Genomic DNA, 21,037 nt, shown 5'->3' on the forward strand with positions numbered 1-21,037 from the left:
CTATGTTTTTCAAAGGTTAAAGTCAGTCTTCTTCTTGATTTCAAAAGAAAAGAGCTGGCATCCCAACTCTTTCGGTTTATTTTGCAAACAAAGCCTTAAAAACCCAATAAATAAGCAATAAAGTGCCTAGGCCAATCCGATATTTACCAAACACGGTAAAATCATGTTTTTTAACATAATCTGTCAGGAATCGAATGACATACATACTTACCCCAAAGGCCACAATCATAGCCACCAGCAAGAGAGTCAATTGACCCAAATCAAGACTATTTCCTTTTAGGATAAACTTCAGAACCTTAATACCACTAGCCCCAAACATAACTGGGATTCCTAAGAAAAAGGTAAATTCTGTTACAACAGAACGACTGGTTCCATTTAAAAGACCACCTACGATAGTTGCTCCTGATCTACTGGTCCCTGGAAAGAGCGACAAAACTTGGAAGAAACCTATGTAGAGAGCTGTTTTGTAAGGAAGCTTCTCTATATTCGTCACAGTCGGCTCTACTTCCTGATTACGTCGTTCTATAAGAATGAAGGCAATCCCATAAATAATCAACATAATTGCTACAGAAACAAAATTATGGAAATTCTTTTCAAACCAGTTATCAAGTGGAATTCCTATTATAACTGCTGGCAAGGAAGCCACTACTACTTTAGCCCAGAGTTGCCATGTTTTCTGAACTTGGCGGGGTGTTTTATCCGGTTTAAAAGGATTGAGCTTATCAAAATAAATGAAGACAACAGCTAAGATAGCCCCCAGCTGGATAACCACGTTGAACATTTCCATAAAAGCAGCATTTTGCTTTTGGTAATGAATAAACTCTTGAACCAGAATCAGGTGTCCAGTACTAGAAATGGGCAACCATTCTGTAATCCCTTCGATAATTCCAAAAATAACGGACTTTATAATCTCAATGAAGAACATCTTTTCTCCTAAATTTACTTTTATACTTTAAAAATTATAAAAAACATCGATAAAAAATTCAATTAAAAACTGTGTCACTGGGGAATTTCTAGAAGGAGCCTCCGCCCCCTCCGCCTCCTCCACCAGAGAAGCCACCACCATCAAAACCGCCTGAATCACTTCCACTTGATATGGAGAAAGTACTTGCTGAACTGGCGGTTTGAACATAGGAATTTAGCAGGTCAACACCACCCGCAAAATGAAGACTTTGATCCGTCAAAACAAATCTTTCTAGCTCTTCATTTTCTAGATGAATATCTTGGACTTTCATCACCTTGCTGACTCGTTTTGCATAACCAAAAAGAGTAGCGTAGACCAACAGACGATTCCAAAGGATCACACCCTCAACTTCTGTTTTATCAAATTTAGCAATATCGCGAAGCATATTGGCAAAACTCCGCCACTCCACCACTTCATCAATGTAATCCTCATTCAGGAGATTATCGCTACGTTTGGTCACAAAAGCATTCAAAGGAATTCCAATAATCAAGACCAGCAAAAATCCCAAAGAATATTGCCAAAAGAACTCCCTAAATAGGAAACCAAATCCAATTAAAGAAAACATTAGTAGCAGAAAAACCAAGAGATAGAGCAAGCAACCACGATTCCTCATTTTTTCTTCTTCCTTGTTTAGACTACGAAAATGCGGATGCAAGCCCAGTCTTTGTTCTTCTTCTTTTATATCATTTGATAATTTGCGTAAATCTTTGATAAAACGATATCTTTTATCGCTCCCTTCCTTACGAACCTCAGCCTCGTCGTCCTTATCCTTAACTCCTTTGAGAATTTTTTTGTCAATCTGATAGGCAGAAAACATCGTGTCTGGTTCAACGGAGCTCTTATCACCGAATACCATCTCCACAAAAGTCAACTCAAAACCTGCCATCCCTTCATAATCCACAATCTCTAAGCGATGAGATTGTCCCTCTGTCACATATTTGAGATTTCCTCTATCTACCAGATCAAGTAAGGTCGCCTGAATTAAGTTAGAAAATAATAGGCGCCCCTTTTTGCCTTGCACAGGCCCTACCTTTTCGATATCTACATCATAGATATTTAGAGCTACTAGCATGGGTGGAAGATCTTGTGGAACTTCATAAAGTCGAGCCTGATCTGAAAAGCTTGTTTTTTGACGAGTCACCTTAAAATACCGAATCAAATAGTATATAGAAATCACAAAAATAACTAAGAAAACCACCGGAAGTATCTTGTAAACTAGATTCTGATAAAAGACCGTTTTTCGGACAATGTCCTGCTCCTGTTTTTCAAAACTATCCCGTCTATTTGTAATACCACCGTCATTGGTTAATGATTGACTAAAAAGCGACCGATCCCAGATACCATGAAGTTCAAAATGGTGTTTAGCTCCTAAAGAATCCAAAGTTACTTCAAAACCATTTTCAATTCTCTTTACTTCTGGATCTTTTTTGAAAAAACCAGTATGAGCAACCAAGCGAGCACTAGAATCCGGCTGAGAGGTGACCACAAATGAGACATGATCCATCCCAACCTCCCAGTCAGAAATTGGAATCCAATTTAACTCAGCTACATCCGGATACAGAAAAAGAAGGTTTTTTAATTGCCAAGTAATTTTGATTTTAACTCGGTCCCCACTATTTCCAGAATTATATATCTTGAGCTTTTTCCCGTCTTCAATCGGTACTTCCTCAATACTTTGCGGTTCCTTAGTTTTGCCATTCGTCTCAATTTCTACCACAGGGTTAGATTCTATTTCAAAATTCGAGGGCACCTTTCCCGCCTGCCCTAGGGTAATGTATTGACCGTTGTAGGGATCATCATAGACATAGGTCACTTCTTCGATAAAAGTTGCTGTATTGTCTTGATGGACTTCCAATCTCCCATTGTATTGTTCAATTCGACTGTCAATTTCAGCCGCCTTACCCCTAAAAGGTATCAGTAAAGTCACCAAAAACAAGATGGATATAATGAATAGTAATCTTTTTTTCACGTATATTCTCCATTCTATTCCTTCAACATCATCACTAGCACTTCCCTCGGAAGCATCTTTATATACTGCCAATTCCACTTATCCTCATGCACATTCAGGAATTATTATCGAAAAGAAGCTAGGAGGTCAGCTATCCTACTATTCAATTAGCATCAATTCCTCGGCTTCATTTTCATCTCATTATATCATTTTTTTCTTATAGAGACTTTCTAAGATTGAAAAGAAGGACATTTTCTTGTACAATAGAAAGAACTTACTTTTTAACATGATAGATAGGAGAACCCATGAAAAAGATATTTTTTAGCATCTTATCTTTGATTCTGCTGACTTTTGGCGCCAGCCAGATTGTTCAGGCGGATGAATACCTTCGAATTGGAATGGAGGCTGCCTATGCCCCCTTTAACTGGACCCAAGACGATGATTCAAACGGCGCTGTCAAAATAGATGGCACCAACCAATATGCCAATGGCTACGATGTTCAAGTGGCAAAAAAAATCGCAAAAGAACTTGGGAAAAAGCCCCTCATTGTTAAAACATCTTGGAATGGATTAATTCCCGCTTTGACCTCCGGAAAGATCGATATGATTATTGCAGGTATGAGCCCAACTGAAGAGAGAAAGAAAGAAATTGCCTTCTCTAACAGTTACTATACCAGCGAACCAGTTGTTCTTGTCCAAAAAAATGGAGCGTATGCCCAAGCCAAAACACTGGATGATTTTAAGGGAGCTAAAATCACCTCCCAACAAGGAGTTTACCTCTACAATCTGATTTCGCAACTCAAGGGAGCTAAACAAGAAACTGCAATGGGGGATTTTGCTCAAATGCGCCAAGCCCTCGAATCTGGAGTGATAGATGGCTACATCTCTGAACGTCCAGAAGCTTTGACAGCAGAAGCAGCCAATTCATCCTTTAAGATGATTCAATTCAAAAAAGGCTTCGAGGTTGGAAAAGAAGATGCTTCCATCGCAATTGGGATGCAAAAAGATGATCAACGAATGGCAAAAGTCAATGAAGCGATCTCTAAAATTAGCTCTCAAGACCAAGTGAAGTTAATGGATGAGATGATCAAGAAACAGCCTGTAGAAAAAACACCTGCCAAAGAAAAACAAAACTTTTTAAAAGAAGTCACAAAGATTTGGCAAGAAAATTGGCCTCAATTTCTTAGAGGCGCGGGCTTAACTTTACTCATCTCTATCACAGGAACCATCACAGGTTTATTGATTGGACTTCTCATTGGAGTTTTCCGTACTGCTCCAACATCAAAAAATAAAGCTCTTGCTATTTTACAAAAACTATTTGGCTGGTTCCTAAATGTCTACATTGAAATCTTCCGCGGTACACCGATGATTGTTCAATCCATGGTCATCTACTACGGTTCTGCCCAAGCATTTGGTATTTCAATCGACAGAACAATTGCTGCTATTTTTATCGTTTCCATTAACACCGGTGCGTATATGAGTGAGATCGTACGTGGAGGAATTTTCGCTGTTGATAAAGGACAATTTGAAGCTGCTACTGCTCTTGGCATGACCCACGGACAAACCATGAGAAAAATCGTGTTACCACAAGTCATTCGCAACATTCTACCAGCTACAGGGAATGAATTTGTCATCAATATTAAAGATACTTCCGTACTGAATGTTATTTCTGTAGTAGAGCTCTACTTCTCTGGAAATACCATAGCGACTCAAACCTACAAGTATTTCCAAACCTTCACCATCATCGCCGTTATCTACTTTGTTCTGACATTTACAGTAACCCGAATCCTTCGTTATGTTGAGCATCGTTTTGATACTGATAGCTACACCACCGGAGCCAATCAAATGCAGACGGGAGAATTGAAACCATGACAGAAACAATTTTAGAAATCAAACACTTGAAAAAGTCCTACGGTGAAAATCAAGTCCTAAAAGATATTTCACTCACCGTTCGCAAGGGAGAAGTTATTTCCATTATCGGAAGCTCTGGAAGTGGGAAATCAACCTTCCTTCGCTCTATTAATTTACTTGAAATACCTAGCGCTGGAGAAATCATTTACAAAGGTCAAAATGTCCTTGAACCAAATTATGATTTAACGCACTATCGTGAAAAACTAGGAATGGTTTTCCAATCTTTCAATCTATTTGAAAATCTAAATGTCTTAGAAAATACAATCGTTGCCCAAACAACTGTCCTCAAACGCGAACGATCTGAAGCAGAGAAGATTGCTAAAGAAAATCTCGAAAAAGTAGGCATGGGCGAACAATACTGGAAAGCCAAGCCTAAACAATTGTCAGGTGGTCAAAAGCAGCGTGTCGCTATCGCTCGCGCCCTATCCATGAATCCAGATGCTATTCTCTTTGATGAGCCGACCTCTGCCTTGGACCCTGAAATGGTTGGCGAAGTCTTAAAGATCATGAAAGAATTGGCTCAAGAAGGCCTAACCATGATCGTCGTTACCCATGAAATGGAATTTGCTCGAGATGTCTCGCATCGAGTCATCTTTATGGACAAGGGAGTCATTGCTGAAGAAGCTAAACCTGAAATTATCTTCACTCAGCCAAAGGAAGAACGTACCAGAGAATTCCTTCAACGCTATCTTAAATAATCTAAAAAAATACCTAATAAGTTCTAACTTAACGACCAACTAAAAAACACAGAATGGTAGATATTCATTCTGTGTTTTTATTCATTTTTAAATCAAACTATTTAACTTTCAAATAACTTGCATTTTGAATGTCTAGTTTAAAGACAAAGCCATTCATTTTTAGACTTATTGGATAATTTCTCCAAACTTTTATCTACAAACGAACACGTAACCTTAAAAACAGTTGAAGAAAAATGTTTGTTATTGTGTAAATAAACAAAGGAGTAGGCTATGCCTACTCCTTATTTATCTTCATACTTATCGTGGTTTTTATCATAAAAGTCAATCAAACTAAGAGCTGTTTCAAATGAGATATTTTTAACTTGAGCACGACCTTGAGCTAGAGCAATAATAGACATTTCGCGGGCTGTTGTCTCTTTACTGATACGGTAACCTGTTAATTTTTTTTCACGAACCCAACCTACGACTGCTTCTACTTTTTCAAAACTTGTTTTTGCCATTTCGTTCTCCTATCTAATTATTATCGATATTTAATTCTAAAGCTTTTTAGTTGATTTGTCAATAAGAACAAGATAGTAAACGGAAATTAAATATTTCAGAATATTCTGATAACTTCTATTTAGCTTTTAAAGCAGATAAAATTTGAGTCCGAATACTCTCAACTCCATCAGGATTTGCTGGCAGGAAGATTGTATTATTTCCCTGTTTATCTGCAAAATTATTCAGTGTATCAAGGTATTGGTTGGTCAACAAAATAGACATAATCTGTTCTTCCGTTAACTCTACATTGGCACCCTTCAACTCTTTAATAGAATCTGCTAAACCATCAACAATAGCCTTCCGTTGCTCGGCTATACCAACCCCGTGCAGACGATCTTTTTCAGCCTCAGCCTCAGCAGCAGTAACGATTTTGATCTTGTCCGCTTCAGCCAATTCTTGAGCAGCGACACGCTTTCTTTGAGCAGCATTGATTTCATTCATAGACTGCTTAACTTCTGCATCTGGTTCAACTTTTGTAATCAATGTTTTAACGATGATGTATCCATAAGTAGACATTTCTTCAGCCACTTGTTTTTGAACTTCAAGTGCGATTTCATCTTTCTTTTCAAAGAGCTCATCGAGGGTCAATTTAGGAACAGAAGAACGCAAGGCATCTTCAATATATGACTTAATTTGTGACTCAGGACGCATCAGCTTGTAATAGGCATCTGTAACGTTATTTTCATTTACTCGATACTGTGTCGCAACATTCATCGTAACAAATACATTATCTTGCGTTTTTGTTTCAACGACGATATCACTTTGTAACAAACGTAATTGAACACGCGCTGCAATTTTATCAATTCCAAAAGGAATACGGAAGTTCATACCACTTGAACTTGTCTTTTGGTAGCGACCAAACCGTTCAATAATGGCAACGGATTGTTGTCTAACAACATAAATGGAACTTATTAGCAATAAAATAGCTAAAAAGATGACAACCAATAGAATAACAATTCCCATAATGTGTTTCTCCTTTTTTGATTCAAAGGGTTTTAAACTGTCTTGAAACGGCTTAAACTCTACCTTTTAAATCATGTTTTTATAGAATGTATTATAGCATAAGGCAAAAATGAGAGCAAAGAAAAATCAACAAAAAAGAAAAATATTTTCAAAGTGATTTGGAAACTCTCTTCCTTTTTATAACTAAAGGAAATGGGCATTTTTTCTTCAACAAAAAATCCTGTCAGCTATTCTCTGAACTTACAGGATTAGAGGATTCAACCTATTTACTTTTAGATATATGCCTATGACAAGGTTCAATATCAAAAGGCTATTCATCTGACACCTTCTTTTTTAACCGAGATCTTATAACCAACCTTTCTCTTGCCCGATTCGGACTGCTTCTGTTCGATTTTCAGCATCTAGCTTGGTCAAAATAGCCGACATATAGTTACGAACCGTTCCATTTGACAGGTAGAGTTTTTCAGCAATTTCTTTATTGGACAGGCCAGTCGCCGCAGCTTGCAGGACTAGCCTCTCCTGCTGAGAGAGAGGATTCCTACTGGTCATTAGCACCTCCATCAATTCCGGCGAATATTCCTTTTGCCCATCTAGAACGGTATGGATGGTCTTCATCAAATCCGCAATGCTGCGCTCTTTGAGCACATAGGCATCTACATCCGCCTTAACAGCTCGCTCAAAGTAGCCCGGTCGCTTGAAGGTTGTGACGATGATGACCTTGATGTTGGGTCGATTAGCCTTGACCCATTCGAGAACATCTAGTCCAGTTTTGTTGGGCATTTCCACATCCAAAACTGCTACATCAAGATTTTCTGACTTGAGACAATCGATAGCTTTCTGCCCATCCTCTGCCTGATAGACTTCTTCAACATCTAGCTGCAACTGCAAGAGCTGAGCTAGAGCATCTCTCAGCATACTTTGATCTTCTGCTAACAAAAGTTTCATGCTTCCTTCCCTCCGTATGGTAATTCTATTCGAACTTGTGTCGGGTTCTTACTGCTAAGAATCTCGACCCTTCCTGACATAGTAACTAATCGCTCTCGAATGCTATGCAACTCCTGACCAGTTAGTTTTTGAAAACCACAACCATCATCTCGAATGTCCAAAACAAGTTTGTCGTCTTTCTTCACTAAAGAAAACCAGCTCTTTTTAGCTTGGGCATGCTTAATGATATTGGTCGCCGCCTCCAGTAAGATCATACTAATCGTTGACTGCTGACTCGGTGGGATACTGGCAACATTGAGTTGATTATCTATTTCTACCTGAATACCGCTCATCTCAAGCATAGCTCGAATGGTCACTAGTTCTTCATCCAGAGTTCGCTCCTTTAGATTATTTATAATCCGTCGAACATCAGCCATAGACTTCTTACTAATCTCTTGCACTTCCTGCAGTTCTTTTGCTGCCTTATCGTAAGCTTCCATCTGCAAAAACTGCTGAGCTAGCTCCGCCTTAACACTGAGCATAGCAAAGGTATGTCCTAGACTATCATGTAAGTCACGACCAATCCGATTGCGCTCATTTTCTGCCATAAAAAGATTCAGCTGGGCATTTTGCTTGACCTTTTCTTCCTTGATTCGCTCTGTAGTTTGAATTCGATAGAGACCAAAAGTCAAACCATCCGAAAAGAGAAAGGTTACAATAAAGAAGAGTAGCTCTGCTGGGCCAAAATTCCCCATCAAATAATTAGTTATCACAATAGCAGGCTGCAAGGCGACAAAGGTCAAAAAACGCCAGGATTTAAAGGAAATATCATCTAATTCATAAATGAGCAGATTGGATAGATAAAAAATGTACCAAGTAAACCCTCCATTTAACCAGACAGAACCATAATAGATGTAAGCCACCAAGAACCACCAAGAAAGAAACTGGATAAGGCGATGGTTACTTAACAAGACTGCATAATAAGCCGTAACAAAAATAGCTGTCCACATCAAGAGGAAAAGCGGGTATTCCCCGCTAATCGCTCCCGCCACTGGAAAGATGATAAAAACCAGCGCAATATGAAACATATAGTGGACTCGTTTAAGTTTTTCCCACATGGTTTTATTTTACCTCAATTCGCTTTTTGAGTTGTAGCACAAGAATGCTAACCAAAACCGTATAAATCAGAACAATCAAAGCTGCCTTGCCATTAAACTGATGGTGTTCTAGATAAGAAGACACGACCTGCATCAGTTGATAACTTGGTGTCAACTTACCAATTGGCTGGAGCCATTTTGGAAACATAGTCAGAGGGAACCATAGACCTCCTAGAACAGCCAGTGCCATATAGACGATATTGCCCACTACAGACATGAGCTGAGCACTTGGCAAGAGACTGACCAATACCCCCATGGCAATAAAGACCACACTTCCTACCAGAAGGATCAAGGCAATAAGAAGCCAGTCCACCATTGGCAGATTAACCCCGCGAACAAAATGCCCAATCGAGAAGACTACGATGATAGAAAGCATAAAAGTCAACAGCGTACTACAGAGCTTTGATATATAATATTTTACCATAGAAATTGGCGAGTGCTGAATCATTTTTTGCCAGTTATTATTTTTATCAGACTGCAAAGTGCTTGGAATGCTAAAGAAGGCACTAGACATGATACTAAAAAGAGTCATAGAGAAGAGGTAACCTCGAAGCACAGGTTCAGGCGTATCACTTCCAGACATCATTCCTGAGAAAATCAGGTAAAAGACGCTGGGCAGACCAATAGACAAGAGATAATAAGCAGCCTGCCGTTTCATCAAAATCAACTCAATCTTCATAAGACTTGCCATATTTTTCATGATTACTCTCCTATTCTTGTGTCGTTTCAAAAATACTATCCAAGAGGGTACGGTTACGTACTTCAATCTCTTCGATTGTACAGCCGTTTTCCTGAAGAACCTGCCAGACCTGTCCAGCATCCCTAGTAGCAAAAGATAAAGCCTTTTGCTTGATTTCTAAATCAGTCACATTATCCAGCTTTTCCAGCACAGACTGATAAGTCAGTGGCAAGGTAAAGTGTTTTTCCTGCTCCTCACTGCGCATAGCATAAGGCGTTGTATCCCGAATCAACTCACCCTTGTGCAACACCAAGATCCTGTCTGCTGTATGCTCAACTTCTTCGATATAGTGAGAGGAGTAGACGATGGTCACTCCCTGCTTCTTGAGCTGATCAATAATTTCCCAGAAATGCTGACGAGTGGAGGTGTCCATAGCTGAAGTCGGTTCGTCCAAGAACAGAATCTTAGGACGGCCAATCAGACTCAGAACAAAAGAGAAGAGACGTTTTTGTCCACCAGATAGCTTGCTGGCCAACTGATTCTTTTGCTTGTCTGTAAATTGCAACAAATCATCAATTTCTTGATTGGATAAACTATTTGGATAAATTGCTTGGAAGAAAGTCAAAAGTTCCTTGACCTTCAAATCCTCCACCACTGTATTTTCTTGTGGTAAAATCGCTACCGACTGCTTGAGATGATTATCAGTTGGTTTGAGTCCCTGAATCCTTGCTTCACCCGCTGTCAGAAACTTATCGCCCAGCAAACAATCCATGAGAGTCGTTTTCCCTGCTCCGTTGGGACCAATCAAGGCCACACAGTCACCTTGGGAGATTTCAAACGAAATATCCTTTAAAATCTCCTTACCGTGAATGCTTTTTGAAAGCTTCTTTACTTCAATCAGTTCCATTTTGCTCCTCCTTTGATTCGATAAAGCGTCTGTGCATCTTTCCTTTATTTTTCCAAAGCCGGAATAAGAATAAAGACCAAATGCTTTTTGAATTTTTACAGCAACCTTTTATCATGTTGTTAACTATATTATAAGGCAAAGAAATTTTTCCTACTAGTTGATTTTGTCACTAGCTGATATGACAAATGTCATGACATAAAAAAAGACCGGAAATTTTCCGATCTCTACTTATTAAATAAATAATAGATTATTCTACACTAAAGAGGTATGGATAAACCGGTTGATTTCCTTGATGGATTTCAACTTCTACATCTTCATATTTTTCCATCAGATCTTGAGCCAGGTTATTGGCCAAGTCTTCATCCCCTTCTTCACCAATGTAGATTGTAACAATTTCACTGTCCTCATCTAGCATCTTTTCAAAGGTTTGAGTCAAGGTCGCAAACATATCTGGATTAGATACAACAATTTTTCCATCAACCATTCCTAGATTGTCATTTTCATGAATCTCAAGTCCATCAATCGTTGTGTCACGGACAGCAGTCGTCACGCTACCACTAACAACATCTGACAGAGAAGCTGTCATGCGATCATGGTTTTCTTCAATTGATTTACTTTCGTCAAAGGCAAGTAAGCTTGTCAAACCTTGTGGAATTGTACGTGTTTCGATGACAGCTGCTGGTTGTTCCAAGACTTCTGCAGCTGACTGGGCAGCCATGAAAATATTCTTATTATTTGGCAAGATAATGATATTGCGAGCATTGACCTGCTCAACGGCCTTGATGAAATCTTCTGTTGACGGATTCATCGTTTGACCACCAGAGATAATGTAGTCAACACCTTGCGCCTTAAAGATTTCTGCTAGTCCATCACCCGCTACGACGGCAATGATGGCATATTCTTTTTCTTGAGCTGGTTTTGCTGCATTTTCTTCTTTTTCAACTTGCGCTTCATGCTGGTTCCGCATATTATCCACTTTCACCTTGACTAGGCTACCATACTTAAGTCCTTCTTGCATAACAAGGCCTGGATCTTCTGTATGGACATGGACTTTTACAATTTCATCATCATTAACGACCAACAAAGAATCCCCAAGCTCGTTTAGGTAGTTGCGGAATTCATCATAGTCAAAGTCTTTTACATAAGTTGGACCTTGCTTCAAAGCAACCATAATTTCTGTACAATAGCCAAACTTAATATCTTCTGTCGCAACATGACCTGCAACAGACTTATGGTGTTCAGCATTGATCATTTCACTCATAGTAGCAGGGGTTGCTTGGAAGTCCTCAGAGGCAATGTACTCACCTGTCAAAGCAGATAAGAAACCTTCATAAATGAAGACCAAGCCTTGACCACCTGAATCAACGACACCAACTTCTTTTAAAACTGGTAACATATCTGGTGTTTTAGCCAAAGCAGTTTTAGCACCTTCAAGCGCTGCCTTCATAACCTCAACAGCATCATCTGATTCTTCTGCTTTTTTCTTGGCTCCGATTGCTGCACCACGAGAAACTGTCAAAATAGTTCCTTCAACTGGCTTCATGACAGCCTTATATGCAACTTCTACACCTGACTGAAAAGCATGCGCCAAATCATGTCCGTCTAATTCCTCTTTTTCTTTCACACTTTGTGAAAAACCACGGAAGAGCTGAGAAGTAATAACCCCAGAGTTACCACGAGCACCCATCAAGAGGCCTTTGGCAAAAATACTAGCTACTTCACCCACTGTAGAAGCTGACTTGCTAGAAACTTCCTTTGCACCATTTTCAATAGTCATTCCCATATTGGTCCCTGTGTCACCGTCTGGAACAGGAAAGACATTTAAAGAATTCACATATTCGGCTTGTTTATTCAGACGAGTTGATGCTGCCTGCACCATTTCTTGAAATAAACTAGTTGTAATATTTGTCACGATTATTCTCCTACGACCTTGATATTTTGAATATAGACATTTACTGTTTGTGCTGTGATGCCTAGTTGATTTTCTAAGCTAAATTTCACGCGCTCTTGAATGTTTTTTGAAACTTCACTAATCTTTGTTCCGTAACTAAGTACTGCAAAAACATCAACTGCAATGCTTCCTTCTTCTGTGGTTCTCACAACAACACCTTTTGCGTAATTCTCTTTACCTAAAAGAGCTTGGAAGTTGTCTTTAATTGCATTCTTGCTAGCCATACCTACTACGCCAAAAATCTCAGTCGCTGCTCCGCCAACAATTGTTGCAATGACGTCATCAGTCAGCTCGATTTGGCCATCTTTTGTATTGATTTTTACAGTCATGACATGTACCTCGATAGTTTTTATAGTTTATTTTACCATATTTTAGACAGGCTGTAAAAGAGAAGGGCGGGAATAACTTAGAAAATCAACAATTAGCATAGCAAAACACATCCAAACTTTTCTCTTTTACAATTCCAAAGAAAAAGAGCCTGATAGGCTCCTTTACCTTATTAATTAAACGCGTTCAACTTTACCTGATTTAAGGGCACGAGCTGAAGCCCAAACTTTTTTAGGTTTACCGTCGATCAAAACAGTAACTTTTTGAAGATTTGGTTTAACAGCGCGTTTTGTTTGGTTCATCGCGTGAGAGCGGTTGTTTCCTGATACAGTCTTACGACCAGTAAAGTAACATACTTTAGCCATTTTCGTGTTTCCTCCTATTAGATCTAATATTACGGATGTGCTAGCACCACATACCTTCCTATATTACCAAAAAACTTGACGTTTGACAAGTACATTTCTCCAAACTTTCGAAATTAATCCGTTTTCTTAAATATATATAATCTTTAAAGAACCAAAAGCAACGTCACCTCTAACATACAAAGTCTTTTCTTTCTCGTTGACATTGCGAGGATTAGTAACAGAACCAAAGGCATTATCTACTTCAATTTCTACTCGCCACTTACTTGGAACATACAGAGTCACGTTACCAAAAGATAAGTCTACCTCGAAGGTTGCAGACTCTCCCAAAATAGTCGCATTATCAAAATATACAGAAGCACTGCCAAAAGAACAATCTATTTTTTCATATGTGAAATTCTCTGAATGAATATAGCGTGTCCCAGTTCCAAATGCTATTTCGCCTTCTTTAGTAGACAAGGCTTTTTCCTTCCAAAAACGACTAGATGGCCAAATCGTCTTAGGTTTTAGAATCAAGCTTAAACCAATACAAGCTAAAACACTAGCAGCAAACAAGGTACCACTCGAAATTTGCAAGAAGTGGTAGTGACTATTTGCGATAACTAAAGCAATGTAACCAAATATAAAACCAGCAGCCATATTTCGCTTCAAAAAGTTCTCAATTGAAAAATAAGCAAAGCCGGCAATCACTGCAAGAGTCCAAATATTAATATTCAAATAAGGAAATCCAAACTGCCCTTGGAATAAAACCAATGCTGCTAGTCCAAGGAAGAGAATTCCAATCAATGTTTTTTTCATGAAAATTACCTCGTTTCGTTTAACTTTTCTTTTAAAATTTGATAATAGTGTCGGGAAACGTGCACTTGTTTATGTGTATCATAAAATTGAATAGTACTGGTTCCCGAAAATGATTTATCCAAAGCGTAAATAGCCTTGGTATTGGCAATAGTAGACTTTGAAATGCGACAGAAATATACCGGAAGTCTCTCTTCTAATTCGTATAGCTTCAATTTGACTTCATAAGCATCATCCCTGCTATGAGCATAAATTTTGGTAGCATCCGTTTCAAAAAATAAAATATTCTTCAAATCGACAAAATATTCACTTGTATCCTTATAGAAAGCTATCGGTTGACGGTTGGCTTGTTCAAGAGCTGCTTGAATCCGAGCCACCTCTTCACCATATTGAGCCGTTCGGATAACGACTTCAGTTTCTGCCATATCTGTATCAAGCTCAATCCTAATCTTCATAGCCACTCCTTTCCTTGCTTCTGACTTCATTATAACAATTTTCAAAAAAGAAACAAGGCATTTTCAGTAAGTGGTTATTTTTGATAACTAAGTGGTTGCTTACCCTTCTCAAAAGATGTTAAGCAAATTTGATTTCTCATCCTAGACTCTCCAATAGATTCGTTTAGTATAAAAGCACGACTTACACATATTGAATATCTGTCTTATTTTATGATCAAACGAATTTGAAAACTTTTTTCCTTCTGATATAATAGTACTTCAGGAGGTACTATATGTCTAAACAAAAAATTAATCGCTTTGTCGGATCTATTGGAGCTTTTATTGGGATTCTTGTCTTTATTGCATATATTCCACAAATTATCGCTAACTTGCAAGGAGAAAAAGCTCAACCATTCCAACCACTATTCGCAGCAGTTTCTTGTTTAATTTGGGTAATCTATGGTTGGACCAAAGAACCTAAAAAAGACTGGATCCTTATCATTCCCAATGCGGCGGGAGTGATATTAGGCGGTCTAACTTTTCTTACTTCTTTATAAAAATTATATAAACAAAACCAGCAACCCATGAAAAAGTTGCTGGTTTTCTTTTGATAGTTTACATTGACAACTATTAAAAAATTAAGGATACTATAGAAATTTCATACTCAATAAATTTTGACGAATTAACCCAGAATATAAAATAAATTTGAAGTTCAAATAAGGCTTTTATTATTTAAAATTCAGTAAACTTCTCAATTTAATTCAGTAAAAATCAATCTGGCTTCATCGCTAGATATATCATGATCAGTATTATCAAAGCTTGTCGAAATAATTTCTCCCTCTTCAAGCTTCACAGCAACATCGAGATTCCCAGGAGCCAACCTTTGTTCCTTAGTCGATCTAGTTAAATCATTATAAATTCTGACTTCCCAACCTAAATTATCAAATTGAGGGTCCATATTCATATTTGTACTTAACTTATATGTACCAGGTTTAATATCACGACCTACTATATATTCACCAATCCCTAACTCATTGCTCGTCTGCACTTTAGTAGGTACCGCATTAAATTTGATTTTTGAAATATTACTAAAATGTAGTATATCTCCGTCAAATAAAATCAATCTAATTTTTGAAGGAAAATCAGAAGAAGATCCTGGGGCTCCTGCTACCCAATTAATGAAAAGCAAGTCGACTTTCTTCCTGTCTCCAGTTATATTACCTGAGCCTCCCGTGATTTCCAAATCATAAATCCCAGCTTTAACATCCCCTTTCTCACCTACAGTAACATCGCCTGTAACGTAAATTTCATCTGTGGATTTTGAATTCTCAGCAACTCTATTCATAATATCTACAACACTATCCTTTTTACTTGATGAGTCTGAATTTCCTTCTTCAGTTTCTGATGTAGATTTTGTTTCTACTTTTGGATTATTTTTAGATGAATCAGAAGTATCTGACGTAATATTTGAACTGCAAGCGACCAACATCGAACTAGCTATCACAAGAATTAACAATAATTTAGTGTTTTTCATATTCACACTACCTCCTATAGAATTAAACTTTTCTTTACTCTATTCTACTACAAATTCACAGCAAATACAATCTGTTATTATATTAACCATATGTGAATTGAAAACTATTATAATTTTTTGTACAAAAAAGTAATATAACATCAAAAAAAGCCCGTCACAACAGGCTTTTCAATGTATCATTTGATGCCGATTGCAGGGATCGAACCTGTGACCTACGCGTTACGAGTGCGTTGCTCTACCAACTGAGCTAAATCGGCGATTACCTCTTTAGTATAGCACTCTGAAAATAGATGTCAAGAAATTTTCATCACCATTAGAAAAAGCCTGTCCTGAGACAAGGCTTTGAGTCTCTTAAACTTACGAACCTGCACTTTCGTAGGCATCTAAGCCCCTGTCCCATAGTTTCAAAGAAATGACAAAGAAGATAAGGGAAATTAGAATCAAACCACCGATATTAAAGAGCACATCCTTGTCCTGCAAGAAATAGCTGGCAGGATAGTAGGCCGTAAAGGCGAAAGGGATGATAAAGCTAATCAACCAACGAAGAAGCGAATTGTAAATGGAAATTGGGTACTTAGCAAAATCATTAAACATATAGAAAATGTAAATCATGGCGCCTGACTGTTTGGTCCAAAAAGCGATACTGGCTGTCGCGATTTTCAAGGAAGTATAAATCAAGGTCGCAAAGGGGATACAGACTAGAAAAAGCAGGAATTTTGGAAGAGTCCAAGCAATGCTTGATACTGTTGTCGCTAGTAAAATTCCACCGACCAATAGTTCGCCCAAGGCATCAATCTGAAAGGTCTCGACTAGGATATGAAAGAGAGGATTGATAGGACGAGTTAGATACTTATCAAATTCCCCTTTTCGGACTAAGCGTTGACCTAGTGCCCAGAGATTGTCAAAAAAGAGATGGTCCAGTCCCTTGGGAATCAAGGAAAAACCATAGATAAAGGCAATTTCTTGAAAAGTCCAGCCTTCTAGCGAGGGGATGTGTTGAAAGATGACATTGAGAAACAAGAGGTTCAAGCCTTGGGTCAGAAAAACTCCTAGCACACCAACCACAAAATCGACCTTGTATTCCATGATTTGCTTGATATATTGTCTGATAAAAATCAGATGCATGCGTTGATATTTTTTCATACTAACCTCCCTGAATGGTAATGAAGGACTGGACTCGTTTCCAAATCAACTGAGACAAGCCCACCATCACTAAGAGCCAGAAGAACTGAAGCAAAAGCGCTTGAAGAATCTGACTGGTATCGTATTTCCCAACAATGATCATGACTGGAGTGTAGATCAAAGATGAGAAAGGCAAGAAGGATAAAATATCTGAAACAACCTTAGGAAAGAATGCCAAGGGAATCAAACTCCCAGACATAAAGGCCACTATGGAAGTCTTGAGTAAATTGGAACCCCATAGATTTTTAAACACAAAAGCTGAAAAACCAAAGCAGATATTAAAGAAAAAGTTGATCAGGTAGGCTAGGGTTAAGCTAAAGAGATAAAGGATGGTTAATCCCAGTACTTCTACACCCCCTTGCCCAGATAAGATTTTCATCAATACAATAACACTTAAAAATGGCAGTCCAACAGAGATAAAAATCAACCACTTGGATCCAAGCTCCGTAAAGAGATAAGATGCCGCAAAATGCACTGGTCGCAACAAGCGCATGATAATGGAACCATCCTTGACCTCATCACCAATCATAAAGGAAGAATCCGACCTAGTCAAAAGATTAGTCACAAAACTCATGATAATGTAGAGGGTGATATCCGCCATACTGAAGCCCTGAATCAAAGACTCTTGCGAGGAATCAAAGACAGCCTTCCAGAGATAGAAAGCTACAAAAGCTCCCATAACATCGCCAATCCGATAAAGAAGAAAGTTGACTCGATAGGTAATCAACTCCTGAACCCCTGCATTGATAAAGGGTTTGTAACGTCTCCACAATTTGACCATCTTAGAGCTCCTTTCGATAGAAGCGACGGATAATATCCTCAATATCCGTATCTAGCATCTTCAAATCACGAATTTCAAAATCAGACAGGGTTTGCTTGATAATATCAGCCGACTGGTAGCGGGAACTATCGAATTCAATATTGAGACTGTTTCCTTGTCTATCAATGGTCATATCCGAAAAATCTTCATAGTGAGAAACGAGGTGACTTTGACCTGGTAGTAGTTCAAAGGAGAGAGTCTTCATCTTGCCAAAGGTTTCCTTGAGCTGGTTAACCGTTCCATCAAAAATCTCCTGCCCCTTGTCAATCATAAAAATCCGATCACAGAGTTGCTCAATGTCGCTCAGGTCATGAGTGGTCAAGAGAATGGTTGTTTCTTCCTCCTGATTAATCTGGGTGATAGCCCGACGAATATTGTCCTTGACCGAAACGTCCAACCCAATGGTTGGTTCATCTAAAAAGAGAACCTTGGGATTATGAAGTAAGGAAGCCGCAATGTCCGCCCGCATCCGTTGTCCAAGTGAAAGAGTCCGCACGGGATCCTTGATAAATTCCTTCAAATCCAAGACTTCATTCAAAAAATCCATGCGCTTATGGAAGAGCGAGTCTGGCACATCGTAAATCTCTTTTAAGACCGTGTAGGTCTCTTGCAGGGCCAAATCCCACCATAGCTGGGTTCTTTGCCCAAAGACAACTCCAATATCCTTGACATAATCTTGACGATTGTCCTGAGGAATCTTGCCGTTAATCCGACAAAAACCAGATGTCGGTTTTAAAATTCCTGTCAGCATTTTGATGGTTGTCGACTTCCCAGCACCATTTGCCCCAATAAAACCTAAAATCTGCCCTTTGGGAACTTCAAAAGTCAAATCTTTGACCGCTTCAAAGGTCTGCTTTTCAGGATGAATAAAGGAGCGTAAAGCTCCCTTCAAACCAGGTTCCTTGACTGTCTTCACAAAATTTTTCTGAAGATGTTCCACTTCTATCATTGCCATATACTTCTCCCTATCGCAAGGAATAGCAACGTTGTATTTTTGACTACAAATATTCTAAATCCTTACTTTCTACACCTTCTCAAGGTTATTATTACTGAAGGCTTTATACCAGCCTATTATAGTCCAATAAAAAACGGAATGCAAGCGTTTGCCTACAAATTGTAAAATTAGAGATTTCTCACTTAAAATAATACTTTTAATCAAAAATTCTGGTTTAATCGTTTCCTTAAAACACCAAAAAAACCTGCCCTCATAGGCAGGTTTCATCTGTATTGTTCAGCTAGATTAAGCTTTACCTTCTGAACCGAATACGTCGATACGTTCTTCAACAGCTGCAGTAATTGCTTCGAAACCTGGTTTCAAGAATTTACGTGGGTCGAAGAGTTTTTTCTTGTCGTATTCTGCTTCGTTCGCATCGTATTCACGTACAAATTGACGTGTTGCGTTTGCAAATGCGATTTGGCACTCAGTGTTTACGTTAACTTTTGCAACACCAAGTTTGATAGCTGCTTGGATTTGGTCGTCAGGAATACCTGAACCACCGTGCAATACGATTGGGAATCCTGGAAGAGCTTCTGTCAATTTCTTCAAGTGGTCAAGGTCAAGACCTTCCCAGTTTGCTGGGTATGGTCCGTGGATGTTACCGATACCAGCCGCCAAGAAGTCAATTCCAGTTTCAACCATTGCTTTAGCATCTTCGATTGGAGCCAATTCACCTTTACCGATGATACCGTCTTCTTCACCACCGATAGTACCAACTTCAGCTTCCACTGAGATACCTTTAGCGTGTGCTTTTTCAACAACTTCCTTAGCCAACTTAAGGTTTTCTTCTACTGGAAGGTGTGAACCGTCAAACATGATAGAAGTATAGCCAACTTCAATACATTCAAGCGCATCTTCGTAGTGACCGTGGTCCAAGTGAATTGCAACTGGTACAGTAATACCCATTGATTCTACAAGGTTTTCAATGAGAGATTTACATACCTTGTATCCACCCATGTACTTAGCAGCACCCATAGAAGTTTGGATCAAAACTGGAGCTTTTTTAGCTTCTGCCGCGCGCAGGATAGCTTGAGTCCATTCAAGGTTGTTTGTATTAAATCCACCAACTGCATAACCATTGTCACGAGCTGCTTGGACAAATTTTTCTGCTGAAACGATTGCCATTATATCAGGCCTCCTCTTATTTTTTGTGGTTAAACCACTTACATTGTTTATTTTATCACTTTTTCATTAAAATTGCTAGTTTTTCCTGAAATTTTAAAGAATTACAGGGAGACTCTTAACCTTTTTAAGCGTATCTATTGCAAAAAGAAAAAGCTGACCGAAGCCAGCTTACTTGATGCGGAGAGAGGGACTTGAACCCTCACGACCTAAAGCGGTCACAGGATCCTTAGTCCTGCGCGTCTGCCAATTCCGCCATCCCCGCGATTGAGTACCTTACTAGTATAACAGGACAGCTAAGGCTTGTCAAGAAAATTTTTGACTTTATTTCAAAAAATCAACTTTCTACTCAATCAACAAGGCTAGGAAATCTAAGCGAAAATGAAGCTAATGCAGGAACACAGAAAACTTAGTGCTGCTGAGTCGCAACAAAGACAGCCACAGTTTGGTCGGGATCGTATTTTTCAAAGTCAATAGTGTAATCTCGATGAAGATCACCTGTTTCTTCTGCCTGCCAAATCCTCTGCCAAGCATGAAGAATCGCTTGCGGATCCTCCTTATCAGCCTCAAATACTTGATAGGTCTGCTCGGATGTATCAAAATCATAGATGTCCCCATCTGTCAAACGACAGATAGAGAGACTGTAGTCTCCTTTGTAATCACTAGCATAGTCATGATAGACGGCATATACCGGTTCCCCTTTGGCAAAAGCTTCTTTCACAGCTCCCTCTTGTTCCTGCCAGAGAGCTTGGATTTTTTCTACACAATGCTCATCTTGAAAATTATTAGTACGAATACTGGCCAAAATTTTCAAAAACATCTT

The 21,037-nt window shown here is 38.8% G+C and carries 22 protein-coding genes and 2 tRNA genes; 3 read left to right on the forward strand and 21 right to left on the reverse strand.

Features of this window, described 5'->3' with window-relative positions; translation table 11 throughout:
- Positions 1-76: 76 nt before the first annotated feature.
- A complete protein-coding gene (locus tag PCY06_RS07735) occupies positions 77-925 on the reverse strand; it encodes an undecaprenyl-diphosphate phosphatase (protein ID WP_082307403.1) in 849 nt (282 codons plus the stop codon).
- 88 nt (positions 926-1,013) lie between these two features.
- Positions 1,014-3,005 carry a DUF2207 domain-containing protein gene (locus PCY06_RS07740; RefSeq protein WP_260468548.1) on the reverse strand — a complete coding sequence of 664 codons (1,992 nt, stop codon included), beginning with the start codon at positions 3,003-3,005 and terminating at the stop codon, positions 1,014-1,016.
- A gap of 212 nt (positions 3,006-3,217) precedes the next feature.
- On the opposite strand from PCY06_RS07740, the gene PCY06_RS07745 reads away from it, so the two are divergent.
- Both PCY06_RS07745 and PCY06_RS07750 read left to right on the forward strand, forming a co-directional pair.
- Positions 3,218-4,783, forward strand: coding sequence for an ABC transporter substrate-binding protein/permease (locus PCY06_RS07745; RefSeq protein WP_060553909.1), 1,566 nt, complete (start codon positions 3,218-3,220; stop codon positions 4,781-4,783).
- Positions 4,780-5,520 (forward strand): amino acid ABC transporter ATP-binding protein, encoded by a 741-nt coding sequence (locus PCY06_RS07750; protein ID WP_060553908.1) that lies wholly within the window; start codon positions 4,780-4,782, stop codon positions 5,518-5,520. The genes PCY06_RS07745 and PCY06_RS07750 overlap by 4 nt, the downstream gene beginning before the upstream one ends.
- Before the next feature lie 281 nt (positions 5,521-5,801).
- Here the strand turns inward: PCY06_RS07750 and PCY06_RS07755 are convergent, their stop codons facing one another.
- The 11 genes from PCY06_RS07755 to PCY06_RS07805 all read right to left on the reverse strand — a co-directional run bounded on the left by PCY06_RS07755 (position 5,802) and on the right by PCY06_RS07805 (position 14,580).
- On the reverse strand, positions 5,802-6,020 hold the full coding sequence (locus tag PCY06_RS07755) for a hypothetical protein (RefSeq protein ID WP_008809641.1): 219 nt from the start codon (positions 6,018-6,020) through the stop codon (positions 5,802-5,804).
- A gap of 115 nt (positions 6,021-6,135) precedes the next feature.
- Positions 6,136-7,023 carry an SPFH domain-containing protein gene (locus PCY06_RS07760; protein WP_008809642.1) on the reverse strand — a complete coding sequence of 296 codons (888 nt, stop codon included), beginning with the start codon at positions 7,021-7,023 and terminating at the stop codon, positions 6,136-6,138.
- Between the two features lie 345 nt (positions 7,024-7,368).
- Positions 7,369-7,968: a DNA-binding response regulator gene (locus PCY06_RS07765; protein WP_125397160.1), complete on the reverse strand. Its 600-nt coding sequence runs from the start codon at positions 7,966-7,968 to the stop codon at positions 7,369-7,371.
- Entirely contained in the window at positions 7,965-9,065 is a 1,101-nt protein-coding gene (locus tag PCY06_RS07770) for a sensor histidine kinase (RefSeq protein ID WP_060553906.1), read from the reverse strand. The genes PCY06_RS07765 and PCY06_RS07770 overlap by 4 nt, the downstream gene beginning before the upstream one ends.
- 4 nt (positions 9,066-9,069) lie before the next feature.
- Positions 9,070-9,804, reverse strand: coding sequence for an ABC transporter permease (locus tag PCY06_RS07775; protein ID WP_008809645.1), 735 nt, complete (start codon positions 9,802-9,804; stop codon positions 9,070-9,072).
- Positions 9,805-9,814: 10 nt separating this feature from the next.
- Positions 9,815-10,690 (reverse strand): ABC transporter ATP-binding protein, encoded by an 876-nt coding sequence (locus PCY06_RS07780; RefSeq protein ID WP_060553905.1) that lies wholly within the window; start codon positions 10,688-10,690, stop codon positions 9,815-9,817.
- Between the two features lie 247 nt (positions 10,691-10,937).
- On the reverse strand, positions 10,938-12,602 hold the full coding sequence (locus PCY06_RS07785; RefSeq protein ID WP_012130777.1) for a DAK2 domain-containing protein: 1,665 nt from the start codon (positions 12,600-12,602) through the stop codon (positions 10,938-10,940).
- A 2-nt stretch (positions 12,603-12,604) separates the two neighbouring features.
- Complete coding sequence (locus tag PCY06_RS07790) at positions 12,605-12,970, reverse strand: Asp23/Gls24 family envelope stress response protein (protein ID WP_012130778.1); 366 nt, start codon at positions 12,968-12,970, stop codon at positions 12,605-12,607.
- 174 nt (positions 12,971-13,144) lie between these two features.
- Entirely contained in the window at positions 13,145-13,333 is a 189-nt protein-coding gene (rpmB, locus tag PCY06_RS07795; protein ID WP_001140948.1) for a 50S ribosomal protein L28, read from the reverse strand.
- Positions 13,334-13,459: 126 nt separating this feature from the next.
- Positions 13,460-14,128: a membrane protein gene (locus PCY06_RS07800; RefSeq protein ID WP_045634056.1), complete on the reverse strand. Its 669-nt coding sequence runs from the start codon at positions 14,126-14,128 to the stop codon at positions 13,460-13,462.
- 5 nt (positions 14,129-14,133) lie between these two features.
- Positions 14,134-14,580, reverse strand: a complete 447-nt coding sequence (locus tag PCY06_RS07805; RefSeq protein ID WP_060970823.1) for a LytTR family DNA-binding domain-containing protein — start codon at positions 14,578-14,580, stop codon at positions 14,134-14,136.
- Positions 14,581-14,852: 272 nt separating this feature from the next.
- On the opposite strand from PCY06_RS07805, the gene PCY06_RS07810 reads away from it, so the two are divergent.
- Positions 14,853-15,116 carry a SemiSWEET family transporter gene (locus PCY06_RS07810; protein ID WP_002902394.1) on the forward strand — a complete coding sequence of 88 codons (264 nt, stop codon included), beginning with the start codon at positions 14,853-14,855 and terminating at the stop codon, positions 15,114-15,116.
- A 194-nt stretch (positions 15,117-15,310) separates the two neighbouring features.
- On the opposite strand, the gene PCY06_RS07815 is transcribed toward PCY06_RS07810, so the two are convergent.
- The 8 genes from PCY06_RS07815 to PCY06_RS07850 all read right to left on the reverse strand — a co-directional run bounded on the left by PCY06_RS07815 (position 15,311) and on the right by PCY06_RS07850 (position 21,034).
- Positions 15,311-16,093 carry a hypothetical protein gene (locus tag PCY06_RS07815; protein WP_225791185.1) on the reverse strand — a complete coding sequence of 261 codons (783 nt, stop codon included), beginning with the start codon at positions 16,091-16,093 and terminating at the stop codon, positions 15,311-15,313.
- Positions 16,094-16,277: 184 nt separating this feature from the next.
- Positions 16,278-16,350, reverse strand: a tRNA-Thr gene (locus PCY06_RS07820).
- Between the two features lie 100 nt (positions 16,351-16,450).
- Positions 16,451-17,236, reverse strand: a complete 786-nt coding sequence (locus PCY06_RS07825; RefSeq protein WP_061593373.1) for an ABC transporter permease — start codon at positions 17,234-17,236, stop codon at positions 16,451-16,453.
- Position 17,237: 1 nt separating this feature from the next.
- Entirely contained in the window at positions 17,238-18,056 is an 819-nt protein-coding gene (locus PCY06_RS07830; RefSeq protein ID WP_061586320.1) for an ABC-2 family transporter protein, read from the reverse strand.
- Between the two features lies 1 nt (position 18,057).
- Entirely contained in the window at positions 18,058-19,050 is a 993-nt protein-coding gene (locus tag PCY06_RS07835) for an ATP-binding cassette domain-containing protein (protein ID WP_061586319.1), read from the reverse strand.
- Positions 19,051-19,335: 285 nt separating this feature from the next.
- Positions 19,336-20,217, reverse strand: a complete 882-nt coding sequence (locus PCY06_RS07840) for a class II fructose-bisphosphate aldolase (RefSeq protein WP_045634061.1) — start codon at positions 20,215-20,217, stop codon at positions 19,336-19,338.
- Positions 20,218-20,393: 176 nt separating this feature from the next.
- Positions 20,394-20,479 (reverse strand) — tRNA-Leu (locus tag PCY06_RS07845).
- Positions 20,480-20,623: 144 nt separating this feature from the next.
- Complete coding sequence (locus PCY06_RS07850) at positions 20,624-21,034, reverse strand: GyrI-like domain-containing protein (RefSeq protein ID WP_045634062.1); 411 nt, start codon at positions 21,032-21,034, stop codon at positions 20,624-20,626.
- Positions 21,035-21,037: the final 3 nt, after the last annotated feature.

The organism is Streptococcus sp. SG1 (genome assembly GCF_030439935.1).
GTDB classification, from domain to species: Bacteria; Bacillota; Bacilli; order Lactobacillales; family Streptococcaceae; genus Streptococcus; species Streptococcus gordonii.

Coding starts and splice junctions, on each gene's coding strand:
- PCY06_RS07735 (WP_082307403.1), bottom strand. CDS start 925: ATGTTCTTCATTGAGATTATAAAGTCCGTTATTTTTGGAATTATCGAA.
- PCY06_RS07745 (WP_060553909.1), top strand. CDS start 3,218: ATGAAAAAGATATTTTTTAGCATCTTATCTTTGATTCTGCTGACTTTT.
- PCY06_RS07750 (WP_060553908.1), top strand. CDS start 4,780: ATGACAGAAACAATTTTAGAAATCAAACACTTGAAAAAGTCCTACGGT.
- PCY06_RS07755 (WP_008809641.1), bottom strand. CDS start 6,020: ATGGCAAAAACAAGTTTTGAAAAAGTAGAAGCAGTCGTAGGTTGGGTT.
- PCY06_RS07760 (WP_008809642.1), bottom strand. CDS start 7,023: ATGGGAATTGTTATTCTATTGGTTGTCATCTTTTTAGCTATTTTATTG.
- PCY06_RS07765 (WP_125397160.1), bottom strand. CDS start 7,968: ATGAAACTTTTGTTAGCAGAAGATCAAAGTATGCTGAGAGATGCTCTA.
- PCY06_RS07770 (WP_060553906.1), bottom strand. CDS start 9,065: ATGTGGGAAAAACTTAAACGAGTCCACTATATGTTTCATATTGCGCTG.
- PCY06_RS07775 (WP_008809645.1), bottom strand. CDS start 9,804: ATGAAAAATATGGCAAGTCTTATGAAGATTGAGTTGATTTTGATGAAA.
- PCY06_RS07780 (WP_060553905.1), bottom strand. CDS start 10,690: ATGGAACTGATTGAAGTAAAGAAGCTTTCAAAAAGCATTCACGGTAAG.
- PCY06_RS07790 (WP_012130778.1), bottom strand. CDS start 12,970: ATGACTGTAAAAATCAATACAAAAGATGGCCAAATCGAGCTGACTGAT.
- rpmB (WP_001140948.1), bottom strand. CDS start 13,333: ATGGCTAAAGTATGTTACTTTACTGGTCGTAAGACTGTATCAGGAAAC.
- PCY06_RS07800 (WP_045634056.1), bottom strand. CDS start 14,128: ATGAAAAAAACATTGATTGGAATTCTCTTCCTTGGACTAGCAGCATTG.
- PCY06_RS07805 (WP_060970823.1), bottom strand. CDS start 14,580: ATGAAGATTAGGATTGAGCTTGATACAGATATGGCAGAAACTGAAGTC.
- PCY06_RS07810 (WP_002902394.1), top strand. CDS start 14,853: ATGTCTAAACAAAAAATTAATCGCTTTGTCGGATCTATTGGAGCTTTT.
- PCY06_RS07815 (WP_225791185.1), bottom strand. CDS start 16,093: ATGAAAAACACTAAATTATTGTTAATTCTTGTGATAGCTAGTTCGATG.
- PCY06_RS07825 (WP_061593373.1), bottom strand. CDS start 17,236: ATGAAAAAATATCAACGCATGCATCTGATTTTTATCAGACAATATATC.
- PCY06_RS07830 (WP_061586320.1), bottom strand. CDS start 18,056: ATGGTCAAATTGTGGAGACGTTACAAACCCTTTATCAATGCAGGGGTT.
- PCY06_RS07835 (WP_061586319.1), bottom strand. CDS start 19,050: ATGGCAATGATAGAAGTGGAACATCTTCAGAAAAATTTTGTGAAGACA.
- PCY06_RS07840 (WP_045634061.1), bottom strand. CDS start 20,217: ATGGCAATCGTTTCAGCAGAAAAATTTGTCCAAGCAGCTCGTGACAAT.
- PCY06_RS07850 (WP_045634062.1), bottom strand. CDS start 21,034: ATGTTTTTGAAAATTTTGGCCAGTATTCGTACTAATAATTTTCAAGAT.